General features: G+C 65.4%; 15 protein-coding genes. 6 read left to right on the top strand and 9 right to left on the bottom strand.

Annotated elements, in window-relative coordinates; genetic code table 11:
• Nucleotides 1–430 precede the first annotated feature (430 nt).
• From FHW97_RS00585 to FHW97_RS00560, 6 genes are all read right to left on the bottom strand, one after another.
• Nucleotides 431–1,048: a response regulator transcription factor gene (locus tag FHW97_RS00585; protein WP_028658342.1), complete on the bottom strand. Its 618-nt coding sequence runs from the start codon at nt 1,046–1,048 to the stop codon at nt 431–433.
• A 302-nt stretch (nt 1,049–1,350) separates the two neighbouring features.
• The gene (locus FHW97_RS00580) at nt 1,351–2,088 is read right to left on the bottom strand and encodes a proteasome-type protease (protein WP_022678113.1); all 738 of its coding nucleotides are present in this window, start codon (nt 2,086–2,088) and stop codon (nt 1,351–1,353) included.
• 106 nt (nt 2,089–2,194) lie between these two features.
• Entirely contained in the window at nt 2,195–3,010 is an 816-nt protein-coding gene (locus FHW97_RS00575; protein WP_171795520.1) for a transglutaminase family protein, read from the bottom strand.
• A gap of 19 nt (nt 3,011–3,029) precedes the next feature.
• Nucleotides 3,030–3,977, bottom strand: coding sequence for an alpha-E domain-containing protein (locus tag FHW97_RS00570; protein WP_171795519.1), 948 nt, complete (start codon nt 3,975–3,977; stop codon nt 3,030–3,032).
• A 21-nt stretch (nt 3,978–3,998) separates the two neighbouring features.
• Nucleotides 3,999–5,432: a circularly permuted type 2 ATP-grasp protein gene (locus FHW97_RS00565; RefSeq protein ID WP_171797742.1), complete on the bottom strand. Its 1,434-nt coding sequence runs from the start codon at nt 5,430–5,432 to the stop codon at nt 3,999–4,001.
• 222 nt (nt 5,433–5,654) lie between these two features.
• Nucleotides 5,655–6,443, bottom strand: a complete 789-nt coding sequence (locus FHW97_RS00560; protein ID WP_171795518.1) for a triacylglycerol lipase — start codon at nt 6,441–6,443, stop codon at nt 5,655–5,657.
• A gap of 142 nt (nt 6,444–6,585) precedes the next feature.
• On the opposite strand from FHW97_RS00560, the gene FHW97_RS00555 reads away from it, so the two are divergent.
• Entirely contained in the window at nt 6,586–7,209 is a 624-nt protein-coding gene (locus tag FHW97_RS00555; protein WP_171797741.1) for a glutathione S-transferase family protein, read from the top strand.
• Nucleotides 7,210–7,363: 154 nt separating this feature from the next.
• On the opposite strand, the gene FHW97_RS00550 is transcribed toward FHW97_RS00555, so the two are convergent.
• Complete coding sequence (locus tag FHW97_RS00550) at nt 7,364–7,933, bottom strand: DUF3617 domain-containing protein (protein WP_171795517.1); 570 nt, start codon at nt 7,931–7,933, stop codon at nt 7,364–7,366.
• 140 nt (nt 7,934–8,073) lie between these two features.
• Between FHW97_RS00550 and uvrB the strand changes: the two genes are divergently transcribed.
• Nucleotides 8,074–10,260: an excinuclease ABC subunit UvrB gene (gene uvrB / locus FHW97_RS00545; protein WP_171797740.1), complete on the top strand. Its 2,187-nt coding sequence runs from the start codon at nt 8,074–8,076 to the stop codon at nt 10,258–10,260.
• A 145-nt stretch (nt 10,261–10,405) separates the two neighbouring features.
• Nucleotides 10,406–10,972 carry a hypothetical protein gene (locus tag FHW97_RS00540; RefSeq protein ID WP_171797739.1) on the top strand — a complete coding sequence of 189 codons (567 nt, stop codon included), beginning with the start codon at nt 10,406–10,408 and terminating at the stop codon, nt 10,970–10,972.
• A 4-nt stretch (nt 10,973–10,976) separates the two neighbouring features.
• Here the strand turns inward: FHW97_RS00540 and FHW97_RS00535 are convergent, their stop codons facing one another.
• Nucleotides 10,977–11,462 carry a hypothetical protein gene (locus FHW97_RS00535; RefSeq protein WP_171797738.1) on the bottom strand — a complete coding sequence of 162 codons (486 nt, stop codon included), beginning with the start codon at nt 11,460–11,462 and terminating at the stop codon, nt 10,977–10,979.
• A 106-nt stretch (nt 11,463–11,568) separates the two neighbouring features.
• Nucleotides 11,569–13,722 (bottom strand): malate synthase G, encoded by a 2,154-nt coding sequence (locus FHW97_RS00530; protein ID WP_171797737.1) that lies wholly within the window; start codon nt 13,720–13,722, stop codon nt 11,569–11,571.
• 188 nt (nt 13,723–13,910) lie between these two features.
• Between FHW97_RS00530 and FHW97_RS00525 the strand changes: the two genes are divergently transcribed.
• Genes FHW97_RS00525 through FHW97_RS00515 form a run of 3 tightly spaced genes read left to right on the top strand, consistent with a single transcriptional unit; the run spans nt 13,911 to nt 17,443 of the window.
• Complete coding sequence (locus FHW97_RS00525; RefSeq protein WP_171797736.1) at nt 13,911–15,116, top strand: hydrolase; 1,206 nt, start codon at nt 13,911–13,913, stop codon at nt 15,114–15,116.
• Nucleotides 15,117–15,122: 6 nt separating this feature from the next.
• Nucleotides 15,123–16,160 (top strand): arginine N-succinyltransferase, encoded by a 1,038-nt coding sequence (locus tag FHW97_RS00520; protein WP_171795511.1) that lies wholly within the window; start codon nt 15,123–15,125, stop codon nt 16,158–16,160.
• 17 nt (nt 16,161–16,177) lie between these two features.
• Nucleotides 16,178–17,443 (top strand): N-succinylarginine dihydrolase, encoded by a 1,266-nt coding sequence (locus FHW97_RS00515; RefSeq protein ID WP_171797735.1) that lies wholly within the window; start codon nt 16,178–16,180, stop codon nt 17,441–17,443.
• The last annotated feature ends 104 nt before the right edge of the window (nt 17,444–17,547 follow it).

Here is a 17,547-nt window from a genome sequence, read left to right as displayed (position 1 = left end):
AAACATAGCAGATCACCGCGTTTCCACACAGCCTCCACCAATCTCGGCCATGGCCAGCACTGGACCTGTACCCGCCTTTACCTTCCAAGGCGCGCGCAGCAAACGTCGTTCCAGTCGTTGGGACAGTATGATTGATTTCGTGGAGAGGCGCAGAGACTCACTGATCTCCGCGCCTCTGCGCCTCTGCGCGTCAAAGCTTTTGTTGTATTCTCTTCATTGCCTGACGGCGCGTGACGTCGCAGCGCCCGGCCCGGCATTTTCGTGACGCGTTTGGGCGAACATGCCCCCTCCGACATCCCGGCGGGCTGTCACCTCCCCCACGGTGTGGGGGGATCTTGATGGCCTGCCAGAATCGAGAAAGGCGGGAGATCACGCTTCCCGCCTTCCTGAAGCCCCCCCTCAAGGCCGATGTCGCGTGTGCTTTCTGGCTTTAGGCTGCGTCGCCCAGGCCGGTCGCTTCGATCCGCAGGCGCACCGCCTCGGCGGCGTGGCGGGCGCCGAGTTTGCCCATCATCTTCATGCGATGGATTTCCACGGTGCGCGGGCTGATATCCAGGTCACGCGCGATGGCCTTGTTGCTGCAGCCTTCCGCCAGACGGTCGAGCACCTCGCGTTCGCGCAGCGAGAGGCGGGCGATGCGCTGGCGTGCCTCCGCGGCGCGGGCGCGTTGCACGCGGTGCGATTCGGCTTCGTGCGCGGCGCGGCTGATCGCCTCGTTGAGCGGACCAATCTGGTTGGGAATCGCCAGGTAATCGAGGGCCCCCGCCTTGATCGTGCGCACCACCGCCCAGGTTTCCGGGGCATTGCCAATGGCGATAACTGGCAGCCAGTGCCCGGCACGCATCATCGCCGCTATCAGCGCCGGCACTGCCTCTCCGGGCGGATCGTCATGCGCCAAAAGCAGCCCGGTACTAGGTGCGTGCGCCAGCAACTCGTCCGTACTGCCGTAAATTTCGGCATGATGTCCGGCGGCAAAGGCGAGACGAGCAAGCTGTGCCCGGCGGGCAGAGTCGCTATCGAGGATGTGGAGTGTGACACGTTCGACCATGGTTCCGAAGTAACCACTACGGGCTGCTTCCACGCCACGCATGAATGCTTCGAACTGAACGCTTCCGTCGAACTCAAGACCGGTTAGCTGCCCATATTCCTTAGGGAATTCGGCTCCGAAGCGGAGCCAACTATTTGGCTGAAGATCGCCGAGATATGACAACTTTGTTGACCTGCCCCTAAGTGTCCGCCGCACCCCAAGCTGTGGCGTTTCCCGAGGTTTGTTAATGACATATTGCGTTTCGAAACGTGAATTTTCGTCATTAACGCGGCGGTAATGATCCAGAGTGGCACATTATCCGATTAATCGAACCTATAGTCTGGCAGCTGATGGAACGCGTTGCGCAGCGCCTCGCTCCAGCTGGACGAAATCGCGTTGAAATAGGGATCGTCGGCGCGGATGCGGCGCTGGTGCAATGGCTCGAACTGGTCGCGCGCGATGACCGTCAGATCGAACGGCAAGCCCACCGAGAGATTGGCCGCAACGGTCGAATCGAACGAGACCATCAGCAGCTTGACCGCCTGTTCGAAATCCATGCCCTTGTCATAGCCGCGCAGCAGGATCGGCCGGCCATACTTGGTTTCACCGATCTGGAAAAACGGCGTATCGAAGCTCGCCTCGATGAAGTTGCCTTCGGGATAGATCATGAACAGGCGCGGCTCCATGTCCCTGATCTGGCCTGCCACGATCATCGTCGCGGTAAAGCGCGCGCCCTCGCCCTGCACCGGGCCGGACTGGCGCCCCTCGATCACGCCGCGCAACAGGTTGCCGACATGGGTGGCAACCTGGAACATGGTGGGCTCTTCGAGGATCGACGGACGCCGCTCGCTGGGCGCCTTGTTGCGCTCCTCAAGCTGGCTGATCACCGCCTGAGTCGTCGCGAGGTTGCCCGCCGTCATGATCGTGATGACCCGCTCGCCCGGCACCGACCAGGTAAAGCTCTTGCGGAATACCGAAATGTTGTCGACGCCCGAATTGGTGCGGGTGTCGCTCATCAGGACGAGCCCCTTGTCGAGCATCATCCCCACGCAATAGGTCATTGTCCGTCCCCGTCCGGCCGGCGCGCGCCGGTCGGTTCCCCACTATCCTACACCTGCGATGCCTGCCGCAATGCCCTTGGCGGCACCGTGGCCTTCACGCAGGGTCTTATTGTTCCATGCGCTGTTGTTCAACGGCCAGGCTGACATGCATCGCTTCGTCACGCGCGCCATAGCGGATGCCGGTGATCGGCGCGCAGGCCGTGTAATCACAGCCAGTCGCCAGGTGGACATAGCGCGCATCGGGGCAGATCGCGTTGGCGATATCGAAGCCGACCCAGCCCAGCCCCGGCACATGGGCCTGTGCCCAGGCATGGCCGGCATCCTGTTCCACCCGATCGTCCATCATCAGGTAGCCGCTGGCATAGCGCGCGGGAACACCCAGCAGGCGCGCGGCGGCGATGAACACGTGGGCCTGGTCCTGGCACACCCCGCGCCCGGCGGCGAGCACCTGCTCGGCCGAGGTGGCAACATCGGTGTGCCCGCTTTCATAGGCCACCGCCTCGCGCACCAAGGCACTGAGCGCATGGAGCCGGGCCAGCACGTCTTCCGCCTCTTGGGGCAGGGCATCGACCAGCGCGCGCACGCGCGCGCCGCCCCTCGTCAATGCGGTCTGCTCGGTAAAATGCCACAGCGGCAGATGGCCGGGCTGCTTGCCCATCACCCCGGCATTGTCGGCTGTCTGTACCACGCCCTGGCTGCGAATCACCACCTCGCGCGCGCCGGGCACGAACGAGATCAGCGTGACGCGGTTGCCGTTTTCGTCGTCATAGGACACCTCGGGCCGCGCGCCCTCCAGCTCGATCTCCCAGAACTCCGCGCTTTGCCCGCGGCAGGCCAGCGGGGTGAGGCGCAGGCGTTGCAGCCCGTGGGCCACCGGCGTGGAAAAGGTGTAGCGCGTGGTGTGGCTGATCGCGAGGCGCATGGGCGGCCTTCCCCTTTCCTTATTCGGTAAAGCGATAGTCGCGCTGGATCTGCTGCGCGAGGTGGTTGTTGGCGGCGATGAACTGGCCGATCACCTGGTGGAGCCCGTGCTCGAACACGCCATCGATGGTCTGGCTCTTGAGCTGCTCGTGCGTGCGCGCGGCAATCTCGTGCGTTTCCAGCCGATCGCCATACTCGGCCGCCAGCCGATCGAGATAGTCGCGCAACTGGGCATAGCAGAACGCCAGGCTGCGCGGAAAACGCCCGTCGAGCATGAGGAACTCGGCAATTCCGCGTGCCTCCATCCGTCCGGCGTTGAGCCAGCGATAGGCACGGTCCCCGGCCACGGCGCGCAGCACGTTGTCCCACTGCACGTTGTCCAGACTGGAGCCGACATAGGACACCGAAGGCAGCAGCACATAATACTTCACATCGAGCAGGCGCGCGGTGTTGTCTGCCCGCTCGATAAAGCTGCCGGCGCGGGCGAAGTAATAGATGTCGTTGCGCAGCATCGTGCCTTCCATCGCCCCGCGCACCAGGGTGGACTGGCGGCGAATCAGATCGAGCACGCCGCCCAGGCGCGTTTCGGTGACAGTGCGGGCCAGCTCCTGCTTGAGGATCATCCAGCTTTCATTGACCGCCTCCCACACCTCGCGCGTGATGCCGGTGCGAACCATGCGCGCGTTGTGGCGCGCCTGCTCGACCATGCTCAGCACGTTGCCGGGGTTGTCGCGATCGCGCAGGATGAAGTTGAACACGTTGCTGCCAGCATAGTCGCTGCCGAACTTGGCCTGATAGGCCCCCTGCAATCCCAGCGTGACGATGACCGAGCGCCATTCGTCGCTGGCATCGGCGGCGTCGCGGGTCAGCGCCATGCGAAAGCCGGCCTCTACCAGCCGCGCGGTGTTTTCCGCGCGTTCGAGATAGCGGAATAGCCAGAAGATGCCGTTGGCGGAACGTCCAAGCATTTTATCGTTTTCCCTTCCGCCTCAATCGTCCAGCACCCAGCTGTCCTTGGTGCCGCCCCCTTGCGACGAATTGACCACCAGCGATCCTTTCTTGAGCGCCACCCGCGTCAGGCCACCAGGCGTGATGTCGATCCCCTGCGGCGAGACCAGCACGAACGGGCGCAGGTCGACATGGCGCGGCGCCAGGCCGGCCTTGGTGAAGATCGGCACAGTAGAGAGCGAAAGCGTTGGCTGGGCGATGTAATTATCGGGATTGGCGCGCAGCTTTTCGGCAAACATCGCGATTTCCCGGCGCGACGAGGTCGGCCCGATCAGCATGCCATAGCCGCCCGAGCCGTGCACTTCCTTGACCACCAGGTCTTCCAGGTTGTCGAGCACATAGGCCAGCGAATCGGCCTCTGCACAGCGCCAAGTCGGCACGTTGGCCAGGATCGGCTTTTCCCCGGTATAGAATTCGACGATGTCGGGCATGAAGCTGTAGATCGCCTTGTCATCGGCGATCCCGGTGCCCGGCGCATTGGCGATGGTGATGCCGCCAGCGCGATAGACATCCATGATCCCCGAAACGCCCAGCACGCTTTCAGGCTTGAACGACAGCGGATCGAGGTAATCGTCGTCGACCCGGCGATAGAGCACGTCGATCGCCTGCCAGCCGCGCGTGGTGCGCATGGCAACGCGGCCGTTCTCCACCTTGAGGTCGCTGCCTTCGACCAGTTCGGCACCCATCTGGTCCGCCAGGAAGGCGTGCTCGTAATAGGCGCTGTTGAACGTGCCCGGCGTCAGCACCGCCACCACCGGCTTGTGCCCGCTTGCCGCCGGCGGGGCGCAGGCAGCCAGGCTGCGCGCCAGGCGGCGGGGATAATCGGAAACCTCGCGCACCCGCACCTTGGTGAACAGTTCGGGGAACATGGCCATCATGGTTTCGCGGTTTTCGAGCATGTAGGACACGCCCGATGGTGTGCGGGCATTGTCTTCCAGCACCATGAAATCGTCCTCGCCGGTGCGGACAAGGTCGATGCCGACGATGTGAGTATAGACGCCGCCCGGCGGGGTAAAGCCGGCCATCTGCGGCAGAAAGGCCTTGTTACCCTTGAGAACGCGTTCGGGCAGGCGCCCGGATCGGACGATTTCCTGGCGATGATAGAGATCGTGGAGGAAAGCGTTCAGCGCGCGCACCCGCTGCTCGATGCCCTTCGACAGGCGGCGCCACTGCGCGGCGTTGATGATCCGGGGGACCATGTCGAAGGGGATGAGGCGCTCTTCGGCGTCCTCGTTGCCGTAAACGTTGAAGGTAATCCCGGTCTTGCGGAAAAAGGCTTCGGCTTCGCCCGATTTTCGCCGCAGCAATTCTTGTGGCTGCTCTTTCAGCCACTCGCAATACCCGCTGTAGGCAGGGCGTGTGGAGCCATCGGCTTCAAGCATCTCGTCATAGGACGAGAGCGAGGATTTGGTCATGCAGAACCTCCCGTCTGGCCCATTGCTTGCACACGATTCGGCCGGCCGCAAGCACCGATGCTGCGCGTGCGAAACAATTGAATCCATCGTGGCGCAGGCCCTTGCACAGGGCGATGCGGCGTGGCAGCATCCGCGCCGCGCCGGTTCGCGCCAGTTTTAGTGTGTTTACTGGCAGGAAAACCGATCAGACCGCCCGGAACGGCGGAATCTGCCCCGACAGACTCAGTAGCGCGCGACTAGATCGACGAGTGTGCGGGCCACTTGCGGATGGGCGGCAAAGCCCAAATGCGTTACGCGCAGCGGCACGGCCAAATCGCGCTCGCCTGGCCAGCCGGCCGCGCTGCGCGGTGCGATGATCCCGTCGCGCGGGCTCCACAGTGCGATCGTCGGCACCGGCGGTTTGGTGGCCAGATCCTGGGCCATTGGCGCGTCGTCCACGCTGTGGCCGGCGACGACCTGATAGGCGCGCCAGGCATTGTTGGCGCGGCGGTCACCCGAAAAGGGTGTGCCCATGGTGATCACCAGGCCGACATGGTCCGGACAGGTCTTGGCCAGTTGGCGCGCGAACAGTCCGCCCAGGCTCCAGCCTATTAGAACCAATGGCTCGCCCTCGCGCCGGGCCATTGTCTCCACCCGCTCGGCCAGTCGTTCAAAGCGGTCCTCGCTCGATCCGAAATTGAAGCCCAGGCCCCAGTCGCTCACGCGATGGCCCGCGCTTTCCAGTGCCGTGGCCAGCGGCTTCATGCGCACTGGATGGGTGCCGAACCCGGGCAGCAGCATCACCGGCCGGGCATGGCGCGCGGGTGGATAGGAGGGCAGCGGCGCGCCGCGCGCGGCCTGCCAATGGTCAATCGGGGTGGCCAGTTCGCCGATCAGCCGCGGCCAGGCTGGGCCGCGCACGCCCTCGGGCCGGGGCGCAAATGCCAACGCACGCCGCCGCGCCAGGGCAGCACCCAGCGTTTCGAGGTGTGCCCACGCGCTGCGTGGCGGAGAGGAAGGTTGCGTGGCCATGGGAATCACCGGCAAACAGCTATCGGACGCCGGGAAGGAACGCCAGAAAGACGGAATTGTTTCAAATTCATGTCACATTCGCCCGATAGGCAAAGTGGCAGCCAGCTTCGCCAGCCCGGCGCGCGCCGTTCAAGGAGGCCCCATGATCACCGTCCACCACCTCAACAATTCGCGCTCGCAACGTGTGCTTTGGCTGCTGGAGGAACTGGGCTTTCCCTACACGGTGAAGCGCTATGAGCGCGACGCCAAGACGATGCTGGCGCCGCCCGAACTGCGCGCGGTCCACCCGCTCGGCAAGTCCCCGGTGATCGAGGACGAGGGCCGCATCCTGGCCGAAAGCGGCGCGATCGTGGAATACCTGGTGGACAAGGCCGGCGGGCAGTTGGGCGCCCCTACCGATGAGCAGGATGCGCTGCGCTATCGCATGTTCCTGCACTATGCCGAAGGGTCGTTGATGCCGCCGCTCCTGCTCAAGCTGGTGCTGTCGCGCGTGCCGATCATGGGCAAGATCGCCTTGAAGCGCATCCAGCCGATGATCGATGTGCATCTCGATTTCGTCGAGCGCGAACTGGCCAGCCGCCCCTGGTTTGCCGGTCCCGCCATGACCGCGGCCGACGTCATGATGAGCTTCCCGATCGAGGCCGCCCGCGCCCGTGCCGGCCTTGACCAAACGCGGCCCCACACGATCGCCTGGCTGGACACGATCCAGGCCCTCCCCGCCTATCGCCGCGCGATCGAAGTGGGCGGGCCTTACGCCTACGATTGAATGCGGCCGGCCGTGTTTCGCCTGAAATGCACACGAAGACACGAAGACACGAAGAAGTAAGTGCCTGGGCTTCGTGGCTTCGTGTGCGAACCAGCAAGGCTTGGTTGGAACGCGATTACGACAGGAGGCGGGTTACACCCGAAATCCCCCTTCCCTAGATCGCCGCGGCCTTTTCATCGGCGTCGGCCTGGGTTTTTTCCTGCGGGGTGCATTCACCCACGCGGTTGGACTGGGTGGCCACGTGCATGCGCATCTGCTTGCCGCCCGGGCCGCTGCCGGTCATGTCCATGTCCATGGTGAAGTGATCGCTGCCATAGGTGCCTTTGAGCGTGATCGTCTGCGTGCTGCCGTTGTGGCCGCAGTTGAGCACACCGTCGATCTTGCCATCGGCCATGGTGAAGGTCTTGTAGCGGCACGACTTGTCGGCCTGGCCGAAGAAATCGCCATCGGGGCGTGCGGCCTTTTCCTTGGTCAGGCATGACCGCTCGGCGCGGGCGTGGCCCATCGCGTCCTTCATTCCCGCCACCATTTCCGGCGGCATGCCGGGCATGTCGATATCGATCGCCTTGACCTGGGTGCTCCAGGCGCCAGGCTGAAACTTCACCCCCGCGCCCGCCACTTTGGCCGCCACTTCACCGGCATCGGCATCCTTGGCTACTACGGCCGGCTCTTTCTTGCAGCCCGGCAGCAGAACAGCCAGGGTCAGCAGGACAGGTCCGAGCAAGGCGGATGGGGTCTTGGCAATCATCGTCACTCTCCCGTTTGGGGACATGACGCTATCACGCTCACCGGGCCATGGCCATGGCGCGATCGGGCGCTTTGGGGCCGATTGCATCTGGGCCTGGTGTTCCCCATATGTTGCCCATGGCCGAAATCATCATCCGCAGGGGGCTGGAAGAGCCCGATACCTCTGGCAACTTTGTCCCGCACAAGCCGCAGCGGCCTGCAAAGCTGGAGCCGGGCCGCCCATTCAAGGTGGTGTCGGAGTATCAGCCGGCTGGCGACCAGCCCACCGCGATTGCCGACCTTGTCGCCAGCGCGCGCGAGGGCGAGCGCACGCAGGTGCTGCTGGGCGTGACCGGCTCGGGCAAGACGTTCACCATGGCCAAGGTGATTGAGGAATTGCAGCGCCCCGCCCTGATCCTGGCGCCCAACAAGATTTTGGCGGCGCAGCTTTATGGCGAGATGAAGAGCTTTTTCCCCGAAAACGCGGTGGAATATTTCGTCTCGTACTACGATTATTATCAGCCCGAAGCCTATGTGCCGCGCTCCGACACCTACATCGAGAAGGAAAGCTCGGTGAACGAGGCGATCGATCGCATGCGCCACTCGGCCACGCGCGCCTTGCTCGAACGCGACGACGTGATCATCGTCGCCTCGGTCTCGTGCCTCTATGGCATCGGCTCGGTCGAAACCTATTCGGCCATGGTGTTCGACCTCAAGAAGGGCGAAAGCGTCGACCAGGGCGAGATCGTGCGCAAGCTGGTCGCCCTGCAATACAAGCGCAACGACCATGCGTTTCAGCGCGGCACGTTCCGCGTGCGCGGTGACAACCTCGAAATCTTCCCCTCGCACTACGAAGACACCGCCTGGCGCGTGGCGTTCTTTGGCGACGAGATCGAGGAGATTGCCGAGTTCGACCCCCTTACCGGCAAGGCCGACACGCGCCTTTCCCAGGTGCGGGTCTATGCCAATTCGCACCACGTCACGCCCGGCCCCACGCTGATGCAGGCGCGCGAGGCGATCAAGTTCGAACTGGCTGAACGGCTCAAGGAACTTCATGCCGAAGGCAAGCTGCTCGAAGCACAGCGTCTGGAACAGCGCACCCATTTCGACCTGGAAATGATGGCCGCCACCGGTTCGTGCGCGGGGATCGAGAACTATTCCCGCTTCCTCACCGGCCGCCTGCCGGGCGAGCCGCCGCCAACCCTGTTCGAATACCTGCCCGACAACGCGCTGCTATTCGTGGACGAAAGCCACCAGACCGTGCCGCAGATCGGCGCGATGGCGCGCGGGGACCATCGCCGCAAGATGACCCTGGCCGAATACGGCTTTCGCCTGCCCAGTTGCATCGACAACCGCCCGCTGCGCTTCAACGAATGGGAGGCGATGCGCCCGCAGACCTTTGCCGTTTCGGCAACGCCCGGCAATTGGGAGATGGAACAGGCCGGCGGCGTGTTTGCCGAGCAGGTCATCCGCCCGACCGGGCTGATCGACCCGCCGGTGCTGATCCGCCCGGTGGAAGACCAGGTGCAGGATTGCATCAACGAATGCCGCCTCACAGCGCAGAACGGCTATCGCACGCTGGTGACCACGTTGACCAAGCGCATGGCCGAAGACCTGACCGAGTTCATGCACGAGGCCGGCCTGCGCGTGCGCTACATGCATTCCGACGTCGAGACGCTGGAGCGCATTGAACTGATCCGCGACCTGCGTCTGGGCGTTTATGACGTGCTGGTGGGCATCAACCTGCTGCGCGAAGGGCTCGATATTCCCGAATGCGGGCTGGTGTGCATTCTCGATGCCGACAAGGAAGGCTTCCTGCGTTCTGAAACCTCGCTGATCCAGACTATCGGCCGGGCCGCGCGCAACGTCGATGGGCGCGTGATCCTCTATGCCGATCGCATGACCGGGAGCATGGAGCGCGCGATCGCCGAAACCGATCGCCGCCGCGAAAAGCAGAACGCCTATAACGAGTTGCACGGGATCACCCCGGCCACAATCAAGCGCCAGATCGCCGATATCATCGCCGATACTGCCAGCCGCGACGGCGTGCTGGTGGACTTGGACGACGACAGCACCAACAACCTCGTCGGCCACAACCTGCGCAGCCACATCGAAGACCTCGAAAAGCGCATGCGCAATGCCGCAGCCGACCTGGAATTCGAAGAAGCCGGCCGCCTGCGCGACGAAATCCGCCGCCTGGAATCGACCGAACTTGGCCTGCCCGAAGGCGATCGCAAAGCACCCGTGGTCGGCCGCAGCAACGAAGGCAAGCCTGGCACCCGCAAGATGCGTTACGGCAAGACGCAGAAGAAATGGGGCAAGTGAGCGGCTGCTAACACGCCCTCTCCAACCCTTCCCGCAAGCGAGAGGGGCTTTGATCCTCCCTCCGCAAAGCGGGGGGAGGCGGCAGCAAGAGGCTGTCGGAGGGGGATGGTTGCCTGCCACGCTTGTCCACGATAGCAACCGCGCCATGATATCACGTAAGCCCGTTTGCCTGCTCGCCCTGTCCATCCTCGCCGCCTGCTCGCAGCAAGCCCCGACGCCGCAGGACAGCGGCACCCCGCTCAACGCCGTGCGTGTGCCTTTGCCGGAAAGCCAGCCTTTGCCGGCGGCCCCGGCGGGTAACGACAAGCCGGTCTGGGCCGGCGCCCCAGGTGGGGACAGCGTGCGTTTCGGCGCGCCGGGCGCGGGGCCTGATCTTTCGCTGTCCTGCCGCCAGGGCGTTCTGGTGGTAACCCGGCATGTGCCCGCCGAAGTGGGCGCGCAGGCGCTGTTTGCCCTGCAGGGGCGCAAGCGCATCGTGCGCCTGGCAGTGGATGCCACCTCGGTGCCGGGTTCGCCGGGCTATCTGTGGCAAGGCAGCCTGCCGGCGGGCGATCCGGCGGCCGAGGTGTTCGATGGACCGTTTACCGGCACCCTGCCCGATGCCGGCAAGATCAGCGTGCCGGGCAGCGATCTGGTGCGCGCGCTGATCCGCCGCTGCGGCGCGCGCCCGGCCACGGGGGCGACACCAGCCGCGCCCCAGGCCCAGGAATGAAGCTTTAGAGCTTCCCGAACTTGTCCTCATAGGCAGCGGTATCGCCGCTGCTCAGAAGCTTGGCCTGTTCCACCCAATTGTCGCGCGTGGGGCGGCCGGCAAACGCGCCAAGCTGCGCATCGATGCGGGCCACGTCCTCGTCGGTCCAGGCGGCGATCTGCGCAAACTGCGTCACGCCCAGGCTGGCCAGCAGCGTCTTGAGCTTGGGCCCCAGGCCCTTGATGCGGGTCAGGTCATCGCCAACGGCAGCCGACACGGCATCCGCCGGGGGCGCACTGGGTGGCGGCGGCACCGGAATGGCCGCGGCGGGCGGCGTATCGATCAGCGCCGTATTGCGCTGTGCCGGCGCCGCGCCTTCAGACAGGACATCGTTGAATTCGCGGCGTTCGGGTGCCTTGCCACCCCGGCGCAGCAGGAGGAATGCCACCACCAGCAGCAGCGCCACGGCGCCTGCCACCAGTTGCCAGTTGGCCTCGATCAGTTGCAGCATCGTCTAAAGGTTCCATGTCAGCAAAGCGAATGGAACTGCCATGGCAACAAGCACGCCGGGGAGCAAGCGGGGGCAGCGTGCATCATGCTGCCCCCGCCGGTCCGGTTCAGGCCAGCTCGGCCACCAGAAGCGCCGCCTTCTTGCGGCGGCGCCAGGCGTGGAGCAGCGGCTCGGTGTAGCCGCTGGGCTGGGTCACGCCTTCGAACACCAGGCCGCAGGCGGCGCGGAAGGCAAAGCTCGTGTCCCAGTTGCCCGCCATCGGCTCATAGGCCGGATCCCCGGCATTCTGCGCATCGACCTTGGCCGCCATGCGCCGCAACGCATCCATCACCTGCTCTTGCGTGCAGACCCCGTGCAGCAGCCAGTTGGCCAGGTGCTGGCTGGAAATGCGCAGGGTGGCGCGGTCTTCCATCAAGCCGACATCGTCGATGTCGGGCACCTTGGAACAGCCCACGCCCTGGTCGATCCAGCGCACGACATAGCCGAGCAACCCTTGCGCGTTGTTGTCCAGCTCGGCGCGGATTTCCTCTTCCGACCAGTTTGTACCATCGGCCAGTGGGATCGCCAGCAAGGCATCGAGCGCCGGAATGGGCCGCGCGGCGATCTCGGGGCGCAGGCCGAACACATCCACCTGGTGATAATGCGTGGCGTGCAGCGTGGCGGCCGTGGGCGAAGGTACCCAGGCGGTGTTGGCGCCTGTGCGCGGGTGGGCGATCTTTTCGGCGACCATGGCGCGCATGCGATCGGGCGCAGCCCACATGCCCTTGCCGATCTGCGCCTTACCAGACAGGCCGCAGGCAAGCCCAATGCCGACATTGCGCGCTTCATAGGCGGCGATCCAGCCGGCCTGCTTCATTGCGCCTTTGCGGATCATCGGACCGGCCTGCATCGCGGTGTGGATCTCATCACCGGTGCGATCGAGGAAGCCGGTATTGATGAACACCACGCGATCCTTCACGGCGGCGATGCACGCCGCCAGGTTGGCGCTGGTGCGGCGCTCCTCGTCCATCACGCCCACTTTCACGGTATGGCGCGGCAGGCTGAGCAGATCTTCCACGGCATCGAACAGGTCATTGGCAAAGGCCACTTCGTCAGGCCCGTGCATCTTGGGCTTGACGATGTAGATCGCGCCCTGCCGGCTGTTGCGGTGTTGGCCCAGGCGCATCACATCGTGCATGGCGATGGCGCTGGTGATCACCGCATCCATGATGCCCTCGGGAATTTCCGATCCATCGGGCAGCAGGATGGCGGGGTTGGTCATCAGATGGCCAACGTTGCGCACGAACAGCAGGCTGCGCCCCGGCAGGGCAAAGGCGGTGCCATCCGGAGCAGTCCAATCGCGATCGGGTTCCAGCGCGCGGTGCATGGTCTGGCCGCCCTTGGCGAATCGCGCGGTCAGATCGCCGCGCATCAGGCCGAGCCAATGGCGATAGGCCACCAGCTTGTCTTCCGCGTCGACCGCCGCGATCGAATCCTCCAGATCGACAATCGTGGTCAGCGCCGCTTCCAGCACTATATCGGCCAGGCCCGCCGCATCGCTGGCGCCGACCGGATGGGCGCGGTTGAGCACCAGTTCGATGTGCAGGCCGTTGTGGCGGAACAGCAGGCCGCCCGGCTTGTGCCCGACCCATTGCGCCGGATCAGCCAAGGCGGGCACGCCCTCCCCATCCCAATCGGCCCACGCCCCCTGCGCCAGCGGCAGGGTGGCGTCCAGAAAAGCGCGCCCCGCCGCGATCACCGCCGCGCCGCGCGCCGCGTCATAGCCACCCGGCCGGGCGGGCGCGGCATCCAATGCGTCCGTGCCATACCAGGCATCATACAGGCTGCCCCAGCGCGCGTTGGCGGCGTTGAGCAGGAAGCGATCGTTGAGCACGGGAACGACAAGTTGCGGCCCAGCCATGGCGGCGATTTCAGGATCGACGTCCTGCGTGCCCACGGCAAAGGGCGCAGGTTCGGGCACGATATAGCCGATCTCTTCCAGAAAGGCGCGATAGGCAGCGGGATCATGCGGCTGGCCCCGGCGCGCCATGTGCCAAGCGTCAATCGCGGCCTGGATCGTGTCACGCGTTTCCAGAAGCGCGCGGTTTACCGGGGTGAAACGCGCCACCAACCCGGCAAAACCCGCCCAGAACGCCGAGGCATCCAGCCCCAGCGGCGCCAGCACGTCGTTTTCCAGGAATGCGGCCAGCGCGGCATCCACCTGCAACCCGTCCCGCGTGGTGCGGGGGCGCAGGTCGGCAATTTCGGTAAACTCACCCATGGTCATCTGCCTTTGTCATCAAAACGGGCATGGCAATGCCGGCCATCGAACCGCATCCCTATCGGATACCGGATCTGTGCCGACCTGCCTATTGAACCTGGGGAGGAACACCCTTGTTCTGCCCGATTCGCGCCAGCTTGGCAACAGGGGTTCACCCCGCCTGCGCGAACGGCTAGGTGTGGTTTCCGATGCAACAGCTTTCCGCCACCGAGCAGGCCCTGCTCGCCCCGATCGACGGCGCCCCCCTGCTCGACCAGGTTCTGGCATGGAGCGCGATCAACACCGGCACGCGCCATCTTGCCGGCCTTGCCCGCCAGGCCGCGCTCCTGGCCGATGCCTTTGCCGCGCTGCCCGGCACGGTCGAACTGGTGGCGCCGGCCCCCGTGGAAACCGTGGCCGCCGATGGCACCGTGGGCCAGCTTGACCACGGCGCCCACCTGCTGGTGCGGGTACGGCCCGATGCGCCCCGGCGCTATCTGCTGACCGGGCACATGGACACCGTGTTCCCGCCAGGCGATCCGTTCCAGACCACGACTTGGCTCGACGACACCACGCTGGGCGGACCGGGCGTGGCCGACATGAAAGGCGGCATCGCCGTGCTGCTCGCCGCCCTGACCGCGTTCGAGCGCAGTGCGGTGGCGAACCAGGTCGGCTATGACGTGCTGATCAATTCCGACGAGGAAACCGGCAGCCTGTCATCCGCGCCGCTGATCGCCCAGGTTGCCGCCGGCAAGGCGGCGGCACTGACCTATGAACCATCGGCCCTGCCCGATGGCACGCTGGCGGGCGCGCGGGCAGGCAGCGGCAACTATGCCGCGGTAATCACCGGCCGATCCGCCCATGCCGGGCGCAACCCCGATGACGGGCGCAACGCCATCGTCGCGGCGGCAGACCTGGCGCTGCGGCTCAAGGCCCTGCACCGCCCCGGCCTGTCGGTGAACCCGGCGCGGATCGATGGCGGCAGCGCCAACAACGTGGTGCCCGACAAGGCCGTGCTGCGCTGGAACATCCGCCCTGCGGCCGAGGCCGATGCACAAGGCTTTGCCGTGGCACTGGGCGCGGCAGTGACAGAGGTGGAGCGCACACACGATGTGACGATCCACGTGCACGGCGGGATCAGCCGCCCACCCAAGCCATTGACAGAACCGGCGCTGGCGCTGTTCACCCTGGTGCGCGACTGCGGCGCGGCGCTGGGGCAGCCGATCGCCTGGAAGGACACCGGCGGCGTCTGCGATGGCAACAACATCGCCGCACTGGGGGTGCCGGTGGTGGATACGATGGGGGTGCGTGGCGGATCGATCCATTCGCCGCAAGAATTCCTGATCGTGCCCTCGCTGGCGGAGCGCGCGGCGCTGTCAGCACTGGTACTGCATCGGCTTTCCGGGGGAGAATAGCGCGCCATGACATTTCGTATCCGCGCCGCCCGCCCCACCGATGTGGAAGCCATGTACGAGATGGCCAAGCTCGGCGGCAGTGGCTTTACCAACCTGCCAGCCGATCGCGCCACCTTGCGCGCCAAGCTCGATCGCGCCGCCGCCTGCCTGGCCGACCCGCGCGAAAGCCTGCCCGACGGGCCGGGCGATGAACTGTTCGTGGTGGTGCTGGAAAACGTGGCGACCGGTGAATTGCGCGGCACCGCGCAGATCTTTGCCTGCGTCGGGCGCAGTGGGCCATTCTATTCCTATCGCCTCACCACGCTGACCCAGCACTCGAAGGAACTGAACCGCACGTTCCGCGCCGAGATGCTGCATCTTGCCACCGACCTCGAAGGATCGAGCGAAGTGGGTGGGCTGTTCCTCCATCCGGCAGAGCGCGCAGGCGGGCTGGGCATGCTGCTGGCGCGCAGCCGCTATCTGTTCATCGCCATGCACCGCGCCCGCTTTGCTCCGCGTATCCTGGCCGAACTGCGCGGTGTGATCGACGAGCGCGGCGGATCGGCGTTCTGGGACGCGGTGGGCGGCAAGTTCTTTGGCATGGGCTTTCAGGAAGCCGATCATTTCAACGCCTTGAACGGCAACCAGTTCATCGCCGACCTGATGCCCAAGCATCCGGTTTATGTGGCGATGCTGCCGGAAAGCGCGCGCACGGCCATCGGCATGCCGCACCTCAACGGCCGGCCGGCCATGCGGATGCTGGAGTCCGAAGGGTTCGCCTATGAAGGTTATGTCGACATTTTCGACGGCGGCCCGACGATGACGGCCCGCACCGATCAGGTGCGCTCCATCGCCGGCGCCACGGCGCAGACCGTGGCCCACATCGCCGCGCCCGAAGGCCATGGCCCGGTGCGCCGCGTGCTGGCCGCCACGGGGCGCCTCGCTACGTTCCGCTGCACGCTGGGCGAAGTGACGCAAGGCGCCGATGGCCTGGTAATCGATCCTGTCGCCGCCGCCGCGCTGGACGTGCGGCCGGGTGACACCGTGTGGCATGTGGACCGCTGAAGAACGGAACGAACAAGATGGCACTGCTGGAAATCAACTTCGACGGGCTGGTCGGCCCCAGCCACAACTACGCCGGGCTCAGCCTGGGCAACCTGGCATCGGCCAACCATGCTGGCCAGGTGTCCTATCCCCGCGCTGCTGCGCTGCAGGGGCTGGCCAAGATGCGCCACAACCTTGATCTTGGCTTGGTCCAGGGCGTGTTTGCGCCGTTGCCGCGCCCCAATCCGGGGCTCCTGGCGGCGCTGGGTCTTGCCGGACAAGAGCCGGCGGACGAGGCCGAACGCCGCCTGCGCGCGGCGGCCTGGTCGGCCAGCGCGATGTGGACGGCCAATGCCGCCACTGTCAGCCCCGCGCCCGATACCGCCGACGGGCGCTGCCATCTGTCTGCGGCCAACCTGGTGACCATGCCCCACCGCGCGCAGGAATGGCCCGACACGGTGCGCCAGTTGCGCCTGGCCTTTGGCGATGCCGCGCACTTTGCCGTGCACGATGCCGTGCCGCCCTGCTTTGGCGATGAAGGCGCAGCCAACCACATGCGCATGGCCACCAGCCATGGCGCCGCGGGCCTGGAAATCTTTGTTTATGGCCGCCCGGGCGGCGCCTTTCCGGCACGGCAGCATGAACAGGCCAGCCGCGCGATCGCCCGCGTCCATGGGCTCGATCCGGCGCGCTGCCTGTTCGTGGAACAAGCGCCAGAGGCGATCGCCGCCGGGGCTTTCCACAACGATGTCGTGGCCGTCGCCAACGAGCGCGTGCTGTTCACCCACGAACAGGCCTTCGCCGATCCCGAGGGCACCTATGCCGCGATTCGCCACCGCCTGCCCGAGGCCGAAATCGTCGTCGTGCCGGCCAGGGCGGTAAACCTTGCCGATGCCATCAAATCCTACCTGTTCAATGCCCAGCTGCTGACCCTACCGGGCGGGGAAATGGCGCTGGTGATCCCTCTGGAAGCCTGGGAAACACCATCAGTGCGCGGCTGGCTAGATACGATGCTGGCCGGCAATGGGCCGATTCGCCAAGTCTTGCCGGTGGACGTGCGCCAATCCATGGCCAATGGCGGCGGCCCGGCATGCCTGCGGCTGCGCGTGGTGGCCGATCCCACCACGGTCGATCCGCGCTTCCTGCTAGACAACGGACGAATCGACCAGCTGGAACAGGTGGTTGCTACACACTGGCCGGAGCAGATCGATGCTGGGGACCTGGGTCAGCAGGCCTTGACGAACACCGTGATCGCTGCCCGCGCGGCCCTGCTTGATGCCTTGGACCTGGCCGAACTGCACTGAGTGGAACTTCACGGAACCGACAGGCGTTGTGCTGCTGCCTATGGAATTGTCGCCCCCCTTTACAATGAAGGACGCGTTAAGCTTTAATGCGCCCGTATTCATTG

This window comes from Novosphingobium sp. SG754 (genome assembly GCF_013149315.1).
Lineage (GTDB): Bacteria > Pseudomonadota > Alphaproteobacteria > Sphingomonadales > Sphingomonadaceae > Novosphingobium > Novosphingobium capsulatum.
Note: the sequence above shows the minus strand (reverse complement) of the source record. Positions and strands in the feature narration are given on the sequence as shown.